An 18063-nucleotide genomic window follows, 5' to 3' on the forward strand; every position below is an offset into this window, starting at 1 on the left:
CGAAGTCAGCTCACCATCGCTCTTGATGAGCTGAGATCGTTGATCCCGACATTTAAAATTTGAGGGGAAGGCTCAGGACCTGACCCCGGTGTTTTTAGCCGTCGCTGCGCAGGGCGGCGATCGGGTCGAGGGCGGCGGCCTGGCGCGCGGGGAAGACGCCGAAGGCGAGTCCCACCGCTACGCACAGCAGCACCGCCGCGATCAGGCTGAACGGGGACCATGCCACCGACCAGCCGGCCAAGGCGGCGATGCTGTAGGCGGCCACCGCGCCCAGCATCACACCCAGCAGTGCGCCGCTGACGGCGATCACCAGCGCTTCGGCCAGGAATTGCTCGACCACGTCGCGACGGCGCGCGCCCAGCGCCCGCTTCAGGCCCACCTCGCGCCGCCGCTCCAGCACGTTGGCCAGCATAATGTTCATGATGCCGATGCCGCCCACCAGCAACGATACCGCCGCGATCGAACTCATGACGATGGCGAAGATGCGCTGCGTCTGCTGGTTCTGGCGATACAGGCCCATCGGCACGATCAGGTCGGTGTCGTCGGCGCCGCCGTGGCGCCGGACGATCAGCGCCTGCAGCACGCGCGCGGCCTGGTCCGGCGCGACCTTGCCGTCGAGCCGCACGCTGATGCCGTCGACCTCGTCCTCGATGCGCTTGAAGTTAAAGCGCGCCCTGCCCGTCTCCCAGGCCACGAACAGGCGCTCGTCGTCGAGCCCCAGCTTGACGCCTTCGAACTCGGACTTGCTTTGCGCGCGGTCCTCCAGCACGCCCACCACCTCCAGCCACACATGGGTGAGCTTGAGGTGGCGGCCGAGCGCGGGCTCATTGCCGAACAAGGTACGGGCAAGACGGGCCCCCAGCACGCACACCGGCGCCAGGGTGGCGCCGTCGGCAGGCGCCAGCCAGCGGCCGGTGGCCAGGCGCAGGCCGCCGTGCTCGGCGTAGGCCGGCGAGACGGCGTAGGCGCGCGCCGGCACCACGCGCTGGCCCAGCACCAGCTGGTCGACCTTGATTTCCTTTTTCATCGACACCGACACCGCGCCCGGCACCACCGACAACGCCGCCGCGCCGTCGGCGGCCGACAGTCCCAGCGAGCGCGTGCGGATATCCTTGAGCTGCTCGGGGTCGATGGCCTTGCTCTCGATGAGCACGTTGTCCAGCCCCAGCTCGGCCACCAGGCGCAGCGCCTCGCGCTTGCTGCCCTCGCCCACGGCCAGCATGGCGACGATGGCCGCTACGCCGAACACCATGCCCAGCAACGTCAGTCCGGTGCGCAGCTTGCGGCGCTGCAGTTCGGTGACCGCTTCCCGTATCAATGCCAGATTCATGATTTCTCCGTCGGCGCCGGCGGCAGCAGCACGATGCGCGCGCCGGCGGCGACGCCGCTTTTCAGTTCGCTGCGCACCGGGCCGCGTTGTCCCAGCTCGACCTTGCGGCGCGTCTGTTTGCCGCCCTCTTCCGTGTAGACGACATAGCCGGCGCCGTCCTGCACCAGCGCGATGTTGGGTACCGTCAGCGCGGCCGGCTGCGCCACCAGTTCCACCGTGCCGCGCAGGGCCTGGCCGGGCTTGAGGCCGAGCTTGCGCGCGGTGGCGGTGTCGATGGCCGCATCGAAGTCGCTGTACTTGACCGGCGATTCCTGCGAGGTGGTGCTGGCGTTGCTGCCGACGCGCGTGACTTTGAGCATGAGCTCGGTGCCGGTGCCGGCCAGGCGCACCCGCACCGGCAGCCCTGCCTTCAGCCCGAAGACCCGGCCCTCGGCCACGCTGAAATGGGCCACCAACTGGTTCAGGTCGGGCAGCGAGCCGAACTCCTGGCCCGCCACCTGGGTCGAACCGATCTCCGCCTTGGTGCCGTCCCACTTGGCTGTCAGCAGGAACACGCCGTCGTGCGGCGCCACCAGTTCCAGCGCGGCCAGGCTGTCGCGCTGTTGCGCGGCGGTCCGCACCACGCTGTCGCGTTGCGAATGCAGCACCGCGTCCTGCGCGGCCGCGCGCGCCTGCGCCTGCCCGCCCTTCCAGTCCAGGTAAGTGCGCTTGGTGGTCAGGAAGCCGACGTCGGCCAAGGCGTCCAGTATGTCGTTGCGGGGGAAGATGCTCAGGTCGACATTGGCGTAGCGCCGGCTCAGGCCCAGGTCGTCCTCGACCTTGGCGCGGTCGCCGGCCAGTTTGTCACGCTCGACGCTGGCGGCGCTCGCGCTGGTCTGCTCGGCCAGGGTCTTGCGCAGTAGTTCGAGTTCGGCCTGCGACAACTCCATGCGCGATTGCGGCGAGTCGAAGCGCGCCACGACCTGGCCCTTTTCCACGCTGCTGCCGTCGGCCACCATGTCGACCAGGATGCGCTGGCTCCAGTTGTTGCCGGGTACGTTGAGGGGGGTGCTGGCGGCGGCCTTGATCTCGCCGTCGACGGCCAGCGTCTCCAGCCACGGACGCGGCGCCAGCGTCTCGGCGGCGGTGCCGGATGACGCCGTGTCGCCGCCGCAGGCGGTCAACAAGACGCTCACCGAGAAGGCCACCGCCAAGGTTGTTGCCATCGGCTTGCGGGTGTCGCGCCTCATCGTTTGTTCCCCGCCGGACGGGCGGCGTCGGCGACCATTACCGCCTGCACCGCCGCACCCGGTTTAAGTCCGCTGGTGCCGCTGTCGAACTGCAATTCGACATCGCGCACGATGGTCGGCTGGGCGGTCGATTTGCCGTGGAAGGCGCGGCCCAAGCCGACCACGCGCGCGTTCAGCGTCTGGTTGCTGCCCGGTACCGTCACGCGTGCCGCCTGCCCCACACGTATCCGTGACGACAGCGCCTCCGGCACGTTGGCGGCGATGTACAACTTGTCCGGATCGGCCAAGGTGGCCACCGTCAGCCCCATCCAGACTTGGCTGCCGACGCTGAACTTCTGTCCGTCGAACCCGGTGCGGTAGACCACCAATCCCCTGCGCGGCGCCAGCACCTTCAGCGCCGCCTGCCCCTTGGCCAGCGCGGCGATCTGGGTCTGCTGCTGCGCGATCTCGGCCTGCAGGCCGGCGCGCTCGGCCTGGCGGGCGCGCATTTGCGCCTGATGCTGGGTCACCGCCAGCTTGGCCAGCTGGTTTTTCTCGCCCCGCTCGATCACCAGCTTGTCGTAGTCGACGCGCCGTATCAATTCCTTCGGCATGGTGGCCTTGCGCTCGGCCTTGTCGGCGTTGCTTTGCGCCTCCGCCACGGCCAGCTCGCCCGCGCGGTCGGCCTCGGTCTGGTCGAGCTTGAGCTTGTCGAGCGCGCGCAACTTTTCGTTAAGCGTGCCCTGCTGCGTGATCAGCCGGGTGGTGACGTCGTTCGATTCGAACTGCGCGATCTGCTGCCCGGCCTCGACCATCGTGCCCTCGGGCGCAATCTGCGCCAGCTTGTACTGCCAGACATGTGGGATGCTCGGCGGCGACACCGGCAGCGCGCCGCGCGAGGCGATCTCGCCCTCGACGGTGAGCGCCTCGTCCCCCGGCGGCGGCGCCGGCGGCGACGCCTTGGCCGCGTGCGGCTCGACCAGGGCGCTCATGCCCGCCACCAGCGGCAGGCCGTGCCCGTCCGGTAGCGCGATCTTGATGCGGAAGTAGCGGCCCAGCCCCCAGCTGGCGCGCGCTTCCGGCGCGCTGGTGATGGACTTGACCGTGCCGATGACCGCGGCGGTGGCGGTGGCCGGCAAGGCGTCGAAGCGCAGGCTCACCGACTGCCCCTCGGACAGGTAGGGCCGATCGGCCTCCAGCGCCCAGGCGGTGACGGCCATCTCGCCGTTGCCCAGCACCACGCCGGCGGCGTTGCCCGGCCAGGCCGACGAGCCCTCCTCGAAGCGTTGGCCCATCCATGGGCTGTAGCCGTGCACGACGACGCCGTCGCGCGTGGCGCGCACTTCCGATTGCGCCAGCTGGGCGATCTGGAACGCCAGGTTGATCTGCAGTTTCTTGACTTCCAGCTGGCCGTCCTCGCGGCGCCGGCCGACCGCCTCGCGCGCGCTGGCGTCGGCGTCGCGCTTGATCGCCAGGTCGCGCGTGGCGTTCCCGAACGCGGCCTGGTGGCGGTCGTAGTCCAGCACCGAGATCTGCGTCTTGGGCAGCGCCGCCTCGACCTTCGCCTTGGCCAGCGCGGCCTGCGCGGTGACCAACGCCTTCTCGGCCTCGACGGCGGCCACTTCCAGGGTCGCGGTTTCCTTTTCGGCGCGCGCGCGTGCCTGCTCCAGCTCGGTTTCGAGCCGGTCGATGTTGGCGGCGCCGCCGGTTTCGATGCGCAGCACCACGTCGCCGGCTTTGACGTGGGTGCCCTCGGCAACGAAATTGCGCAGGGTCAGCGGCGCCGAGTTCGACGGCGGCACGGTGATGGTTTGCGAGTCCAGCGCCTCGACCTCGCCGGTCAGCAGGACGGGACGGCGCTGGGGCGCGGCGGCGCCGCCGGCCGCGGTGGCGGCTTCGGCCTGGATGGGGGTAGCGGCCTTGCCCTTGGCGGGCGCGGACGCGGCGGCAGGGCCGGCCGCGCCGACATCCAGACCCAGCGCGGCGGCGACGGCCAGCGCCAGCAACGCCGCACCCGACAGCGCGACGGGGGCGCGCCTCACGCCCCGCCTTCGGCGATGCGGCCGTCGCGCAAATGGATGGTGCGCTGCGCGCCGGCGGCGATGGCCGGATCGTGGGTGACCAGCACCAAGGTCTGGCCGCCGGCGTGCAATTCGCGCAGCAGCTCCAGCACGTCGGCCGCGCTGCGCGAATCGAGGTTGCCGGTCGGCTCGTCGGCCAGCAGCAGGGCAGGCTGGTTCAACAGGGCGCGGGCGATGGCGGCGCGCTGCAACTGGCCGCCCGACAACTGGCCGGGCAAGTGGCCGATGCGCTGGCCCAGGCCGATGCGTTCGAGCAGCGCGACGGCGCGCTCGGCGGCGCCGGTGTCGGCGTGGCGGGCGTAGCGCTGCGGCAACAGCACGTTCTCGAGCACGGTCAGGCGCGGCAGCAGATGGAAGGACTGGAACACGAAGCCGATGCGGCGGTTGCGCACATCGGAGGCGGCGTCGTCGTCGAGGGCGCTGATCTCGTCCTGGGCCAGGCGATAGCGGCCGGTGTCCGGACGGTCGAGCGCGCCGAGCACGTTGAGCAAGGTCGACTTGCCCGAACCGGACGGCCCCATGATGGCAACAAACTCGCCGGGCGCCACCCGCAAGTCGATGCCGTCCAGCGCGTGGATCTCGTTACCGCCCTGGCGGTAGGTTTTGCGAATATTACTGAGCTCGATCATGCCGGGAAGTATCCCGGCGGCGCGATCTTTTGTCAATTCCTTAACTTGTCATATTTTGTAAGCTCCGGGGTCAGGTCCACCATTTCTACACGGACGCAGCGGTCAGTCGCCGTCGCGCGTCGCCAGCACGCGATCGATCAGGCCGTATTCCGCCCCCTGGCTGGCGGACATGAAATGATCGCGGTCCGAATCCTTTTCGATCCGCTCCAGCGTTTGCCCGGTGCGCTCGGCATAGATGGCGTTCAGCCGGTGGCGCAGGTACAGCACCTCGCGCGCCTGGATCTCGATGTCGGACGCCACGCCCTGCGATCCGCCGTGAGGCTGATGAATCATGATGCGGGCGTTGGGCAAGGCGTAGCGCTTGCCGATCGCGCCGGCCGCCAGCAGGAAGGAGCCCATGCTGGCGGCGAAGCCCGTGCACAAGGTGGACACGTCCGGCTTGATGAACTGCATGGTGTCGTAGACCGCCATGCCGGCATACACCGAGCCGCCGGGCGAATTGATGTACAGCGAAATATCCTTGTGCGGATCCTCCGATTCGAGGAACAGCAACTGCGCGACGATCAGGTTGGCCGATTGCTCGGTCACCTCGCCCACCAGGAAAATCACGCGTTCCTTCAGCAGGCGCGAGTAGATGTCGAAGGCGCGCTCGCCGCGTCCCGTCTGTTCGACGACGGTCGGCACCAAGCCCAGTGCAAGGGGGAAATTCGCTGTCATGATCGTCCTTTTGCGTTTGAAGTAATCACCAGGTTGATTACTGTCCGCTTGACGCCCGCGCCACCGCGCCGTGTGACGGGAAAAAAATATATAGTTGGCGTGTCACATCCGAACGGTGCCGGGCGTCATGTGGCACCAGCCCCATCACAGGAGATTCCGATGCCCCCCATTACCGACCCCGACGGCGCCATGTTCGAAACGCTGCGCCCGCGCCTGAAAGCGATCAGCCGCCGCATCGTCGGTAGCGAAGCGGAAGCCGAGGACGTCGTGCAGGATTGCTTTCTCAAATGGCAAGACGTCGAACAGGCGGCGTTGGCGACCCCGGCGGCCTGGCTGACCACCGTCGTGCAACACCAGTCGATCGACCGCCTGCGCAAGCGCGCGCGGGAGATGGCGGCGGCGCGCAATGCGATGGAACTGGCGCCGGAGGCGGCGCCGGTGCCGCCGGAGGATGGCCTGCTGCGGCGCGCCGAACTGGGCGAGGCGCTGGCCCGATTGCTGGCCCGCCTGTCGCCGTCCGAGCGCCTGGCGCTGGTGCTGCATGAAGTGCTGGAATGCGAACATGCCGATATCGCTGCCGCGCTCGGCACAACCACGGTGAACGCGCGCCAATACCTGGCGCGCGCAAGGCGGCGCTTGCGGGAGGCCGGCACGGAAGCGCCAGCCAGCGAAAAGCTGTGCCGCGAATTGATCCGCCGCTTCCAGGCGGCGATCAACGGCCGCGACGTGCCGGCGATGGTGACCTTGCTCGGCGACGAGCAGCCGGTGTCGGTGATCGCCTCGCCATTGCCGCGCATGCGCACCGGCGCCAGCGCCAACGACGCCTCGTACCATTCCCATCGCCCTGCCCTGGCCGCTTAAATCCGGCGATCCGGGGTCGGGTCCACCATGGACGCACGAGCACGTGTAGAAATGGTGGACCTGACCCCGGAGTTACTCAATAACAACTTCCTTGCGGTTGTCGCGCGAGACGCGGTCGATCATCTTGTTGTACGGGTCGACGCCAACGTCGAACGGCTGCTCCTTGACCGTGACCGTGACCACCGGCTCGCTGCCCACCAGTAGCCGTTTCTCCGTGAACAGCACCCGTTCCTCGCTTTCCTTGGCGCCCGGCGCGCGGGCGAACACGGCGATCTCGACCGGCTCGTCGTAGGCGCGCGGCGTTTCCTTGCCTTTGCCGTCAGCTTCCATCTTCGCCAGGTGCAGGGTCATCGTCACGTCCCACCGGCCGTCGGCGCGTTTCTTCGCCTTGGCGTCCGTTACGCGGTTGTCGTAGAAGACGATCTTCTCGAACAGGTCGGTGATCAGCGCTTGCTTGTCCTGCGGCGCTTCGGCGCGTATGTAGGCCAGCAACTCGCGGCTGGTGGTGTACGGCGCCTCCTGATACGCCTTGTCGCGCAGGAAGCGCTTGAGCGCGCGGTTGACGGCGTCCTCGCCGATCTCGTCGCGCAGGCGGTAGAACACTAGGCTGCCCTTGCGGTAGTGGATGTATTGCTGGTTCTCGACCCGGAACAGCGGCTGCTCTTCGATCAGCTCGCCGCCACGTTCGCGCAGGTAGCCGTCCAGCTCGAAGCGCAAGAAACGGCGCAGCTTGTCGCGGCCGTATTCTTTTTCCATCACCATCAGCGCCGAGTATTGCGCCAGCGATTCGATCAGCATGGTCGAGCCCTGGACGTTGGCGCCGATCACCTGGTGGCCCCACCACTGGTGCGCCACCTCATGCGCGGTGACGTAGTAGACGTAGTCGATGTCGTCCTTGTCGCGCAGGTCGGCGATGAAGCCGAGCGATTCCGAATACGGGATCGTGTTGGCGAACGATTGCGCGAAGCCCTGGTAGTTCGGGAACTCGAGGATGCGCACCTGCTTGTGCTGGTACGGCGTGAAATTGGCGTCGAAATAGTCGAGCGACTTTTGCGTCGACGTGATCATGCGGTCGACGTTGTAGACGTGCTTGCTGTCGTAGTAGACCTCGATCGGCAGGCCGCGCCATTCGCCCTTCCTGACGCTCCAGCGCGCCGACAGGTAGGCGAAGAAGTTGACCATCGGCCGGTCCATCTTGTAGTGGAAATAGCGGCGCCCGTCCCGCTCCCAGGTCTTCTGCAGATAGCCCGGCGCGATGGCGATCTGGTCGCCGCTGGTCGAGACCGTGGTCTCGAAATTGATCCAATCGGCCTCGCCGCCGAAGGCGGTGTTGGCGCGCGCCTTCTCGTCCTCCAGCTTGGCCATGCGCTGCGGTTCGCCCAGGCCGCGCTTGCGGCGCTCGTTGCGGTCCTTCAGCTCGTAATCGTCGCGGTAGCCGAAGTGCGGGAAGAACTCGCTGTTGTTGAAGAAGGTGCCGTTCAGGTTGACGCTGTCGGCCGCGCCGCTGTTGGTGAACCCCTCGTGGCGGACATCCACGGTGAAGCCGAGGTCGACACGCGCGCCCGGCGCCATCGGCTGTGCCAGCTTGATCACCTTGAAGCCGGCGATCTTATCGTCGAGCACCACCTGGTGCGGCGGCAGATTGGCGTAGCGGGTTTCGACGTCCGGATTGATCTGCAACCGCAGTTCCGTCAGCGGCAAGCCGGTTTTGTTTTCCAGCAGATAACGGCCACGGATCGCCACCCGGCGCTCGGCCGGATAGATGTCGACGTCGGCGCGCACGTCGGTGATGCGCGGCTGCGGCAGGTCCTTGTATTTGCGGTAGTTCTTCTCGTAGTCCGCCTGGCGGTCCATGGCGAGGTCCGATGGCACATACTTGTTGAGCACATTGGTGTTGTAGAAGATCCAGGCACCGGTGCCGACGAAGCCGGCCACGCTGAGCGCCAGCGCCAGGCCGGCGCCGCTTTTCAGGCGCGCGGCGGCCAGGCGCACGCGGGCGCGCCATGGCCGCGCCAGCCCGCGCACCCAGAACGCCTGCGCCAGGATCAGCGCAGACACCGTGAACAAACTCCAGTACAAGGCATACCACGACCAGCCCTTGAGGAAGTGGCCGTAGCCGTTCATGTCCGAGTAGCGCAGGCCCGGCAGCGCGCCGAAGTTGTACAGGTTATGGTTGAAGTGCATCACGCCCAGCACGATCTGCGACACCATCAGCAGGATCACCAGCAGGTAGCCGATGAACTTGTTGTTGGTGAGCACTTGCAGCGCCAGCGCGAACAGCCCCATCAGAACGAAGAAGGCGGACTCCAGCAGCACGCCCTTGACGTACAGGCCGATCTCGATCGGCGCGCCGCCCTTGAACAGCTGGAAGCCGGCCGCCGCCACCGCGCCGGCGAGCAGGAAGCCGAAGATGACGCCCACCAGCGCGACGCATTTGGCGACCAGCGGCGCCCAGTCCGGCACCGGCATGGCGTCACCGACGTCGGAAATCTTCACCTGGCGCTCCTTGAAGATCAATTCGCCGGCGTAGAAGGTCAGCACGATGATCAGCATGAAGTTGAAGGTGCCGCTCAGGGTCTGCAGCATCAGGTGCGTGACCGGATAGACGGCGGTGCCGAAGATGTTGTCGGCCTGGCTGGCGGCGCCGATGAAGTTGAGCACGCCGAACAGCAGCATCACCAGAAAGGGCACGCTCCTGAACACGCCCTTGGCGTCGAAGGCGAGGATGTGCCAGCACTGTATCCAGCCGGTGGAAGCGTGGAAGCGCGGCGCGATGCGCGGCAGCGCCACGGCCGGCGCCGACGCCGGCGCCACGGCGGCCGGCTTGGCCTTGCCGAACAGGCGGCGGCCGGTGCCGGCGCGTTGCGGCTTGAACAGGATCAGGGTGGCGATGAAGAAGACCGCCGCGACGCCCAGCCACAGCAGGCGGTTGGCCAGCAGGTAGCCGGTGAACGGCGGCAGGCCGGCATTGGCCTCGGCCGCCGAGAAGTAGCGGGTGGCGCGCCCGAAGGCGCGCACGCCGAACGGGTCGACCAGCACGGCGATCCATTCGTTGTTGATGTCGCGCGTGAAGGCGCCGGCGACGGCCCACAACACGAAGAAGCCCAGCACGCCCACGTAGACCAGCATCATCGAGCGGGTGGTGGCCGCCAGCAGCATCAGCAGCGCGCCGACGAACAGCAGGTTGGGGATGACGAAGAAGGCGAAGCTCCACAGGTAGGCCGCGCCCGGCAGCGGACCGACGCGGGCCTCGTCCACCCACGGCATCAGCGGGCCGAGCAGCATGCCGATGGCGATCAGCACGAAGATCGCCAGGCAGGCCACCAGGCCGGCGCTGAAGCGGCCGAGCAGGTATTGGTACTTGCGCATCGGCGTGGCGAACAGCATGTCGGAGATGCCGACCTCGCTGTCGCGCAGCACGGTGCCGGCGATGAAGATGGTGACGATGAACATCGAGATCACGGTGAACGTGCCCATGATCTGCGCCACGACCGTCGGCGCGTTGCGGTGGACGTTGCCGATGGCGCCGCCGACTTGGATGGCGTCGCTGGTGGTGGCGCCGAACGCCATCAGGCCGAGGATCAGGCCGCTGACCCACAGCAGCGGCTGCCGCAGTTGGTAACGCAGGTCGAATTTGAAGAATTCAAGCAACATGGCGTCTCCTTAAGCCGCGGCGGCCGACGGCGCGGCGGCGCGCGCGGCGTTGCGCACGTGCAGGAAGTAGACGTCCTCCAGGTCCGGCTCGACGGCGATGAAGCCGTCGTCCGGCTGGCTGTCGGCGTAGACGTTGATCTGCGGCTTGCCGCCGACCAGGCGCGTGTGCAGCACGTTGAAGCGCTGCTGGTATTCCGGCAACGCCTCGGCGCTGACGCTGCGGCGCCACACCTTGCTCTTGATGGTGTCGATGGCGGCCAGCGGCTCGCCCTGGCTGAGCACCTCGCCCTTGACGATGATGGCCATGCGCGGGCACAGGTCGGTGACGTCGGCCACGATGTGGGTCGACAGGATCACCACCACCTGCTCGCCGATCTTGGCCAGCAGGTTGAGGAAGCGGTTGCGCTCGTCCGGGTCGAGGCCGGCGGTCGGTTCGTCGACGATCACCAGGCGGGGCGAGCCGAGCAGCGCCTGGGCGATGCCGAAGCGCTGGCGCATGCCGCCCGAGTAGGTGCCGAGGTTGCGCTTGCGCGCTTCCCACAGGTTGGTTTGCTGCAGCAGCGCCTCGACCGCCTCCTTGCGCTCGCCGCGCGCGGTCAGGCCCTTGAGGACGGCGAAGTGGTTGAGCAGGGTTTCGGCGCTGACCTTCGGGTAGACGCCGAAGTCCTGCGGCAGGTAGCCGAGCTGGCGGCGCAGCGCCTCGGGCCGGGCCAGCACGTCGAGGCCGTTGAAATCGATGCTGCCGCTATCGGGATCTTGCAAGGTGGCGATGGTGCGCATCAGCGAGGACTTGCCGGCGCCGTTGGGGCCGAGCAGGCCGAACATGCCGTTGGGGATGTCGAGGCTGACGTTGTTGATCGCTTTGACGCCGTTGGCGTAGGTCTTGCTCAGCTGTTTGATCGATAGCATGGAACGCATTCTCCTGATAGGGACGGACCGGGTCCGTGGCAACCTTACTATAAGGTAAAGTTGCAAACTTGGCAGGATTTTGCGATGGGCGGCAGGTTTTGCGGATGGACGGGGGATTTCGTGCGCCGGGCGGTGTGGGTGCAAGGGGGCGGTGTCGGCGGCGCGTGGCGGATTACGGCGTGCCGCCTAATCCGCCCTACGTGTCTCCGCGAGGGATTTTGAGGCCGTGCCAACGACGCCCCGCGATTGTAGATCCGTGGCGGCGATCCGCCCGATTTGCGGGCACATGACGGTGATCCGCCACGGAGATACGTAGGGCGGATTAGCGCAGCGTAATCCGCCACCGCTCCGCCCACGGCCCATGCTTGATCTACGGCCGGTACTCGGGGAACATTTCCTTGAGCAGGAAGGCGGTCAATTCCTTCTCGTCTTCCTTGCGCGCGCTCATGTGGACGGTCTTGCCCAGGCGGCGCGATTCCCATTCGAAATCGCCCGGCTTTTCCTTGCGGATGATCTTGATCATTTCCTTGACCACGGCCGTTTCGATGTCGCGCTCGCCACCCTGCTCGACGTGGATCTGCTGCAGCCAGTTGCGCTTGAAGTTGGTGTTCCAGCCACGGAATTTCACGTCGGCGCTGTTGGAGCGCTTGTCGACCGAGAATACGCCGCCCGTGTCGTCCTTGTCCACGCCGCTGGAGCGGCCCTGGGCGCCGGCGATGTTGGCCTTGGCGATGCGCAGCGCGCGGTCGTTGGCGCTCTCCTCCGGCGCCGGTGGCGCCGGCTGCGGATTGTTGGCTTCGCGCGCGGCGCGGCGCTTGGCGATCATTTCCGACATGTCCGCCTCGGGCGGCGGCGTCATCGTCGCCTGCACCGGCGGCACATAGGTTTCCAGCTTGGGCTTGACGGCGGCCGGCGTCTCGCGCGCGACACTTTGCTTGCGCGGCGGCGGCGGCTTGCTGGCCTTGGCCACCTCGGTCTTGGGCTTGGGCGTCGGTTTCGGCGTCGGCTTGGTCGGCGTGATCGGCAGCGGCTGGATGTAGACCATCTGGCCCCCCTTGGGCGGCGCCGAAGTCTTGGTCTTTTCCGGCGCCGGCGCGATGAGGTAATACAACACGGCCAGCAGGTGCAGGGCGATCGAGATGCCGATGCCGATGCGGTTGCTCTTGGCCTTGCGGTCCCACGTGGCGGTCGGCTCCCCCGCCTGCGGCAGGGGTTGCCCGCAGGTTTCGCAATATCCGGTTGCGGAAAGTATATGGGAGTCGTGGTGCAAGATACCAAACCTTGTGCGTGAAAATGCGGCCATAGTGCCAGAGTCCCGATGGTTTGGAAACATCTGTTCAGGGCCATCATACCGCGCCGTTCAAATCGGTGCGCGTATCCCAAGGTTCCACTTTACAATTTTCACGTCTTGACGGGTGTTACCGTATGTATCCAGGCCTTTACAAAATGACATGGGGAGTGTCGTTCGCCGGGACGGATACGGCCACGGCGGGACGGCGGCCGGGGTTGCGGCGGGGATAGTCGGCCATCTGCGCGAACATGGCCGTCACGCACCGGTCGGCGTCCAGCACCTGGCGCGAGCGCAGCATCGGGCGCGGCAAGGCATGGGTGTAGTAATGACAACCCTCGACCGGATAGCCGAGCGCCCAGATGTTGCGCGCCGGTTCGCCCTGGACGTTGAGCGGCTGGCTGGCCTCGTCGATCTCGATGCCGCCGGGGTGGAACACGCCGTTGTAATAGGGCCGGACCAGGCCGCGTTTTAACACATTACGGATCAGTAAGGACTCGTCCGTTTCGGGGAAAAAGGCGTCCAGCCGGGCCACGACGAGCACGTCGATCGGCCGCCGCTCGGTGCCGTTGGCGAACTTCGTGCTCAGCACATAGGTGGAATCGTTCTCGTCGGTCTCGACCACGCTGTTGGGTCCCGAGACGATGTCGATGACACCGGCGTCGAGCAGCGCCAGCAGCTCTTCGTTGCGGCGCAGCGGCGGACCGAAGGCGGCGCGGTTGATGGCCGGATGGTAGACGTTGAGGAACTTGCGGTGCGAGGCCGGCGTGAGGCCGCCGTGCTCGATGGCGGCTTGCAAGGTGGCGCGCACGTCGCGCAGCACGTCGGTGGCGGCCTTGGTCGGACTGTCGATATTGCCCAGCCGCGCCTCTTGCAGATCGGCTTGCAGCCAGTCGGTGAAGAAACCGCGGAATTCGTCGAGGTTGGCGAACTGGCGCTCGCCCAGCGGAAACAGCAGCGCGTCGATCAGCGCCTCGTCGTCGGCGTCCGGCACGAAGGTCAGCGGGTCCGGCACCCGGGCATCCCCCGGCGAGGCGGCGTGGTCGGCGGCGCCGTCGACGCGCACACTGTTGGCCGGCAGCGCGGCGGTGCGCGCCAGGGTGTTGCGGTAGACCCAGGCCATTTCGCGTTTGAGCAGCGGCAGCAGCTCGCGGTCGAAATCGAGCTGGCGGCTGCCGCGCGTGGCCAGCGCCATGCGCCGCAGCGCCTCGACCGCGTCTTGTGTGAAGTAATGCGGCTGGTGGCGGCCGTCGAGCCCCTTCTGGTTGATGCCGCGCGCGGCGTAGGGCAGGCAGTTGCGCGAGCACAAGGTCAGTTTCGGTTCGCGCCCGGAGCGCTGGTAGCGCAGCACGCCCGGCCCGCCCTGCCCGTTCGGCTGGCCGTTCGGCTGGCGCACGAAGGCGCCGCCGCGCCCGACCGTGAGCTCGGCGATCACGTCGTGCGCGCTCAGGCCCAGGCCCTGGATCGCCACGCGCGCCTCGGGGCCGATGCGCGCCAGCTTGTCGAGCGGATAGACGTGGCGCACGAACGCCAGGCGGCTGTTGTAACGCGCGTGGTCCTGTGCGAACTTGGCCAGCCAGGCATCCAGATCGCTGGGCAGGTTGCGGCCGTGGCCGGTGGTCAGGAAGACGAAATCGCTGTGGACGATGAAGCCGCTTTCGAGCTCGATGGCGGTGCGGCCGTCCTGCTGCTGCCACAGGTCGTTGGCGCGCAGGCGGTGGTGCGTGAGCGTGACGCAGGCCGGCAAGGCGGCAACCACCTGCTGGTAGGCCCACGCCAGGTATTCGCCCAGCATGCTGCGCGGCAGGTAATCGGACTCGGTGATGCCGTCGCCGGCGCCCGCGATCCTGTGATAGCTGCCGCCGAAGCGGCGGTAGCCGCTCTGGCGCGCCCACGCCGTCAGCGACGGCGTGGCGCACAGCGGCGCGTGCTGCACCGCGCCGAGCGCGGGGAACATGGTGACCTGGCTGGCCACCGTGTTGATCAGCAGGTGCTGCGGCTGGCGCGTGGTGTGGACGCCGGGACCGCATTCGCCGGGCTCGATCAACACGATGTCGAGCAGCAGCTGGCGGCTGCCGGCGATCGCCGCGATGCGTTCGAGCACGCTGAGCCCGCGCGGCCCCATGCCCACGATGGTGACACTGTAGCGTTTCATTTCCGATCGCCTCTTTTTTCATAGCCAACTTGCCTATGATAAATAAACGACCCTCAAATTAACTTGTCTCCCGTCAATGCTTGACTATGTTCACGGCCTTCAGTGGTACGGCGTGCACACTTTCATGCTGGCCGACGACGGGGGCGTCCTCGCCGGCCAGCTCGGCGTCGCTCATCGGACCGGTGCCGCTGTACTTGTCGAGGAACAAGTAGATCACCGGCGTAATGTACAGCGTGATCACTTGCGAGAAGATCAAGCCGCCCACCACGGCCAGGCCCAGCGGCTGGCGCAGTTCGGCGCCGGCGCCCAGGCCCAGCGCGATCGGCAGCGCGCCCATCAGCGCGGCCAGGGTGGTCATCATGATCGGCCGGAAGCGCAGGATGCAGGCCTCGCGGATCGCCTCGGCCGGCGTGCGGCCCTCGTTGCGCTGCACGTGCAGCGCGAAGTCGATCATCATGATGGCGTTCTTCTTGACGATACCGATCAGCATCAGGATGCCGATGATGGCGATCATCGTCAGGTCCAGATTAAACAGGCGCAAGGTCAGCAAGGCGCCGACGGCGGCCGACGGCAGGCCGGCCAGGATGGTCAGCGGGTGGATATAGCTTTCATACAGCACGCCCAGCAGCACGTAGATGACGCCCAGCGCGGCCAGGATCAGGATCAGCTGGCTGCCCTGCGAGCTCTGGAACACCGCCGCGTCGCCGCCGTAGTTGGTGATGATCGACGGCGGCAGGCGCATGTCCACGCCCATCTGGTCGATCTTGGCGGTGGCCCTGCCCAGCGGCACGTCCGGCGCCAGGTTGAACGAGATCGTGATCGCCTGCAGCTGGCCCTGGTGGTTGACGGCGGTCGGGCCGATGGTACGCTCGACGCTGGCGATGCTCGACAGCTTGACCAGTTGGCCGGTCTTGTTGCGCACCGAGATCCTGGTCAGCGCGCTGTCGAACTGGCGGTCGGCGTCGGCCGCCTCCAGGATCACGTAGTAGCTGGCGGCCGGCGAGTAGATGGTCGACACCTGGCGCTCGCCGAAGGCGAGATACAGCGCGGTGCGGATGTCGCCGATCGCCACGCCGAGGTTGTTGGCCTTGTCGCGGTCGATCTTGAGCGACGCCTGCAAGCCCTTGTTCTGCGAATCGCTGGTGACGTCGCGGAAATCGGGATCGTTGCGCATCTGGTCCTGGTATTTCTGGGCCCAGTCGTTGAGCGCGCCCGGGCTGACCGATTGCAGGGTGTACTGGTAGCGGCTCTTGGACGGACGTCCGCCCAGCTGCAGGTTCTGCACCGGGCTCAGATACACGGCGATGCCGGGCACGGCCTTGGTGGCCTTGCGCAGGCTGTCGAGCACCTGCGGCATCTTCTGCCGCTCGCCGCGCGGCTTGAGCACCAGGAACATGCGCCCGCCGTTGCCGCCGCTGACGAAGGAGACCACGTCCTGCACGTTGGGGTCGGCGCGGATCACCGCCACCACGCGGTCCTGCAGCGCCATCAGCGCGGCCGACGAGATGTCCTCGGAGGCCTCGGTGTTGACGCGGATCTGGCCCAGGTCCTCCTCCGGGAAGAAGCCCTTCGGTATGGTGACGTACAGCACCGCCGTCAGCGCGAACGTGCCCAGCGCGGCCAGCAGCACGATCGGACGGTGGCGCAGCGCCATGTCCAAGGTGCGGGCGTAGCCGTTGCGCAGCCTGGTGAAGCCGGCCTCGAACCAGCGGCCGAGGAAGTTGCCCTTGTCGTGCTCGGGATCGATGGTGTCGGCCGGCAGCATGCGGCTGGCCAGCATCGGCACCAGCATCAGCGACACGGCCGCCGACACCAGCACCGACAGCGCGACGACGACGGCGAATTCATGGAACATCAGGCCGATCACGCCGGGCATGAAGAAGATCGGGATGAACACGGCCACCAGCGAGACCGAGATCGAGATGATGGTGAAGCCCATCTCCTTGGCGCCGATCAGCGACGCCTGCAAGGGCTTCTTGCCCATCTCGATGTGGCGCACGATGTTTTCCAGCACGACGATGGCGTCGTCGACCACCAGACCGACGGCCAGGGTGATGCCCAATAGCGAAACGTTGTCGAGGCTGTAACCGAAGGCGTACAGCAAGGCCAGCGCGCCCAGCAGCGAGATCGGCATCGTGATCGCCGGGATGAAGGTGGCGGCGGCGCGGCGCAGGAACAGGAAGATCACCATGACGACCAGGAAGATCGTCAGCAGCAGGGTCAGGTTGACGTCGTGGATGGCTTCGCGGATCGACACCGAGCGGTCGTTGACGAGGTTGATGCTGATCGATTCCGGCACCTGGTTCTTGAAGCGCGGCAGCAGCGCGCGCACGCCGTCGACCACCTGCACGGTGTTGGCGTCGGGCTGGCGCTGCACCAGCAGCACGATCGAGCGCTCGCCGTTGTAGCTGCCGGCGGTCTTGACCGACTGGAAGCTGTCCTCGACGGTGGCGACGTCCTTCAGGCGCACCGGCTCGCCGTTGCGGGTGGCGACGATCAGCTCGGCGAACTCGGACGCCTTCATCAGCTGGGCGTTGCCCTGGATCGTCAGGGTCTGGCTGGGGCCGTCGAGGATGCCCAGCGGCGTGTTGGCGTTGGCCGACTTGATCGCCTGCTGCAATTCGTCGAGCGTGAGGTCGCGCGCGTTCATCAGGTCCGACTTGGCGCGCACCCGCACGGCGAAGCGCTTCTGGCCGTTGACGGTGACCTGCGCCACGCCGGGCAGGGTCGACAGGCTGGGCGCGATCAGGTTCTCGGCGTAGTCGTTCAGCTCGGCCAGGGTCATCGACGGCGACGTCATCGTCATGAACAGCACCGGCGCGTCGGCCGGGTTGACCTTGCGGTAGGACGGCAGGTCGGTCATCTCGACCGGCAACTGGCGCTGGGCGCGCAGCAGCGCCGCCTGGACGTCGACCGCCGCCTCGTTGACGTTGACGCTGGGGTCGAACTCCAGGGTCAGCGAGGTGTTGCCCAGGGTGTTGGTGGAGGTGATCAGCGACAGGCCGGCGATGGTGGAGAACTGCTTTTCCAGCGGCAGCGCGACCGACGAGGCCATGGTGTCGGGCGAGGCGCCCGGCAGGTCGGCCGAGACGTTGATGACCGGCGTGTTATAGCTGGGCAGCGCGGCGACCGGGATGTAGAAGTACGACAGCACGCCCGCCAACACCAAGGTCAGCGACAGCAACACCACCATCACCGGGCGCCGTATGCATAACTCGGAAAGGTTCATCG

General features: G+C 67.1%; 11 protein-coding genes. 1 reads left to right on the forward strand and 10 read right to left on the reverse strand.

Annotated elements, in window-relative coordinates:
* Positions 1 to 94: 94 nt before the first annotated feature.
* The 5 genes from AC07P1_RS05065 to clpP form a co-directional block, all read right to left on the reverse strand.
* Positions 95 to 1330: an ABC transporter permease gene (locus tag AC07P1_RS05065; RefSeq protein WP_494694802.1), complete on the reverse strand. Its 1236-nt coding sequence runs from the start codon at positions 1328 to 1330 to the stop codon at positions 95 to 97.
* Positions 1327 to 2559, reverse strand: coding sequence for an efflux RND transporter periplasmic adaptor subunit (locus AC07P1_RS05070; protein ID WP_494694803.1), 1233 nt, complete (start codon positions 2557 to 2559; stop codon positions 1327 to 1329). Before AC07P1_RS05070 ends, AC07P1_RS05065 begins: the two co-directional genes overlap by 4 nt.
* Positions 2556 to 4580 carry an HlyD family secretion protein gene (locus AC07P1_RS05075; protein ID WP_494694804.1) on the reverse strand — a complete coding sequence of 675 codons (2025 nt, stop codon included), beginning with the start codon at positions 4578 to 4580 and terminating at the stop codon, positions 2556 to 2558. The genes AC07P1_RS05070 and AC07P1_RS05075 overlap by 4 nt, the downstream gene beginning before the upstream one ends.
* Positions 4577 to 5284, reverse strand: coding sequence for an ABC transporter ATP-binding protein (locus AC07P1_RS05080; RefSeq protein ID WP_494694805.1), 708 nt, complete (start codon positions 5282 to 5284; stop codon positions 4577 to 4579). The genes AC07P1_RS05075 and AC07P1_RS05080 overlap by 4 nt, the downstream gene beginning before the upstream one ends.
* A 66-nt stretch (positions 5285 to 5350) precedes the next feature.
* Entirely contained in the window at positions 5351 to 5965 is a 615-nt protein-coding gene (clpP, locus tag AC07P1_RS05085; RefSeq protein ID WP_494694806.1) for an ATP-dependent Clp endopeptidase proteolytic subunit ClpP, read from the reverse strand.
* Positions 5966 to 6124: 159 nt separating this feature from the next.
* Between clpP and AC07P1_RS05090 the strand changes: the two genes are divergently transcribed.
* Entirely contained in the window at positions 6125 to 6826 is a 702-nt protein-coding gene (locus tag AC07P1_RS05090) for a sigma-70 family RNA polymerase sigma factor (RefSeq protein WP_494694807.1), read from the forward strand.
* A gap of 72 nt (positions 6827 to 6898) precedes the next feature.
* Here AC07P1_RS05090 and AC07P1_RS05095 read toward each other — a convergent pair whose 3' ends face one another.
* The 5 genes from AC07P1_RS05095 to AC07P1_RS05115 all read right to left on the reverse strand — a co-directional run bounded on the left by AC07P1_RS05095 (position 6899) and on the right by AC07P1_RS05115 (position 18061).
* A complete protein-coding gene (locus AC07P1_RS05095; RefSeq protein WP_494694808.1) occupies positions 6899 to 10480 on the reverse strand; it encodes a M1 family aminopeptidase in 3582 nt (1193 codons plus the stop codon).
* Positions 10481 to 10489: 9 nt separating this feature from the next.
* Entirely contained in the window at positions 10490 to 11389 is a 900-nt protein-coding gene (locus tag AC07P1_RS05100; RefSeq protein ID WP_494694809.1) for an ABC transporter ATP-binding protein, read from the reverse strand.
* Between the two features lie 370 nt (positions 11390 to 11759).
* Positions 11760 to 12659, reverse strand: a complete 900-nt coding sequence (locus AC07P1_RS05105; RefSeq protein ID WP_494694810.1) for a hypothetical protein — start codon at positions 12657 to 12659, stop codon at positions 11760 to 11762.
* A gap of 169 nt (positions 12660 to 12828) precedes the next feature.
* Positions 12829 to 14832, reverse strand: coding sequence for an FAD/NAD(P)-binding protein (locus AC07P1_RS05110; protein WP_494694811.1), 2004 nt, complete (start codon positions 14830 to 14832; stop codon positions 12829 to 12831).
* 73 nt (positions 14833 to 14905) lie between these two features.
* Positions 14906 to 18061 (reverse strand): efflux RND transporter permease subunit, encoded by a 3156-nt coding sequence (locus AC07P1_RS05115; RefSeq protein ID WP_494694812.1) that lies wholly within the window; start codon positions 18059 to 18061, stop codon positions 14906 to 14908.
* Positions 18062 to 18063 lie beyond the last annotated feature (2 nt).

The organism is Duganella sp. GW821-FHT07F09, from assembly GCF_059418705.1.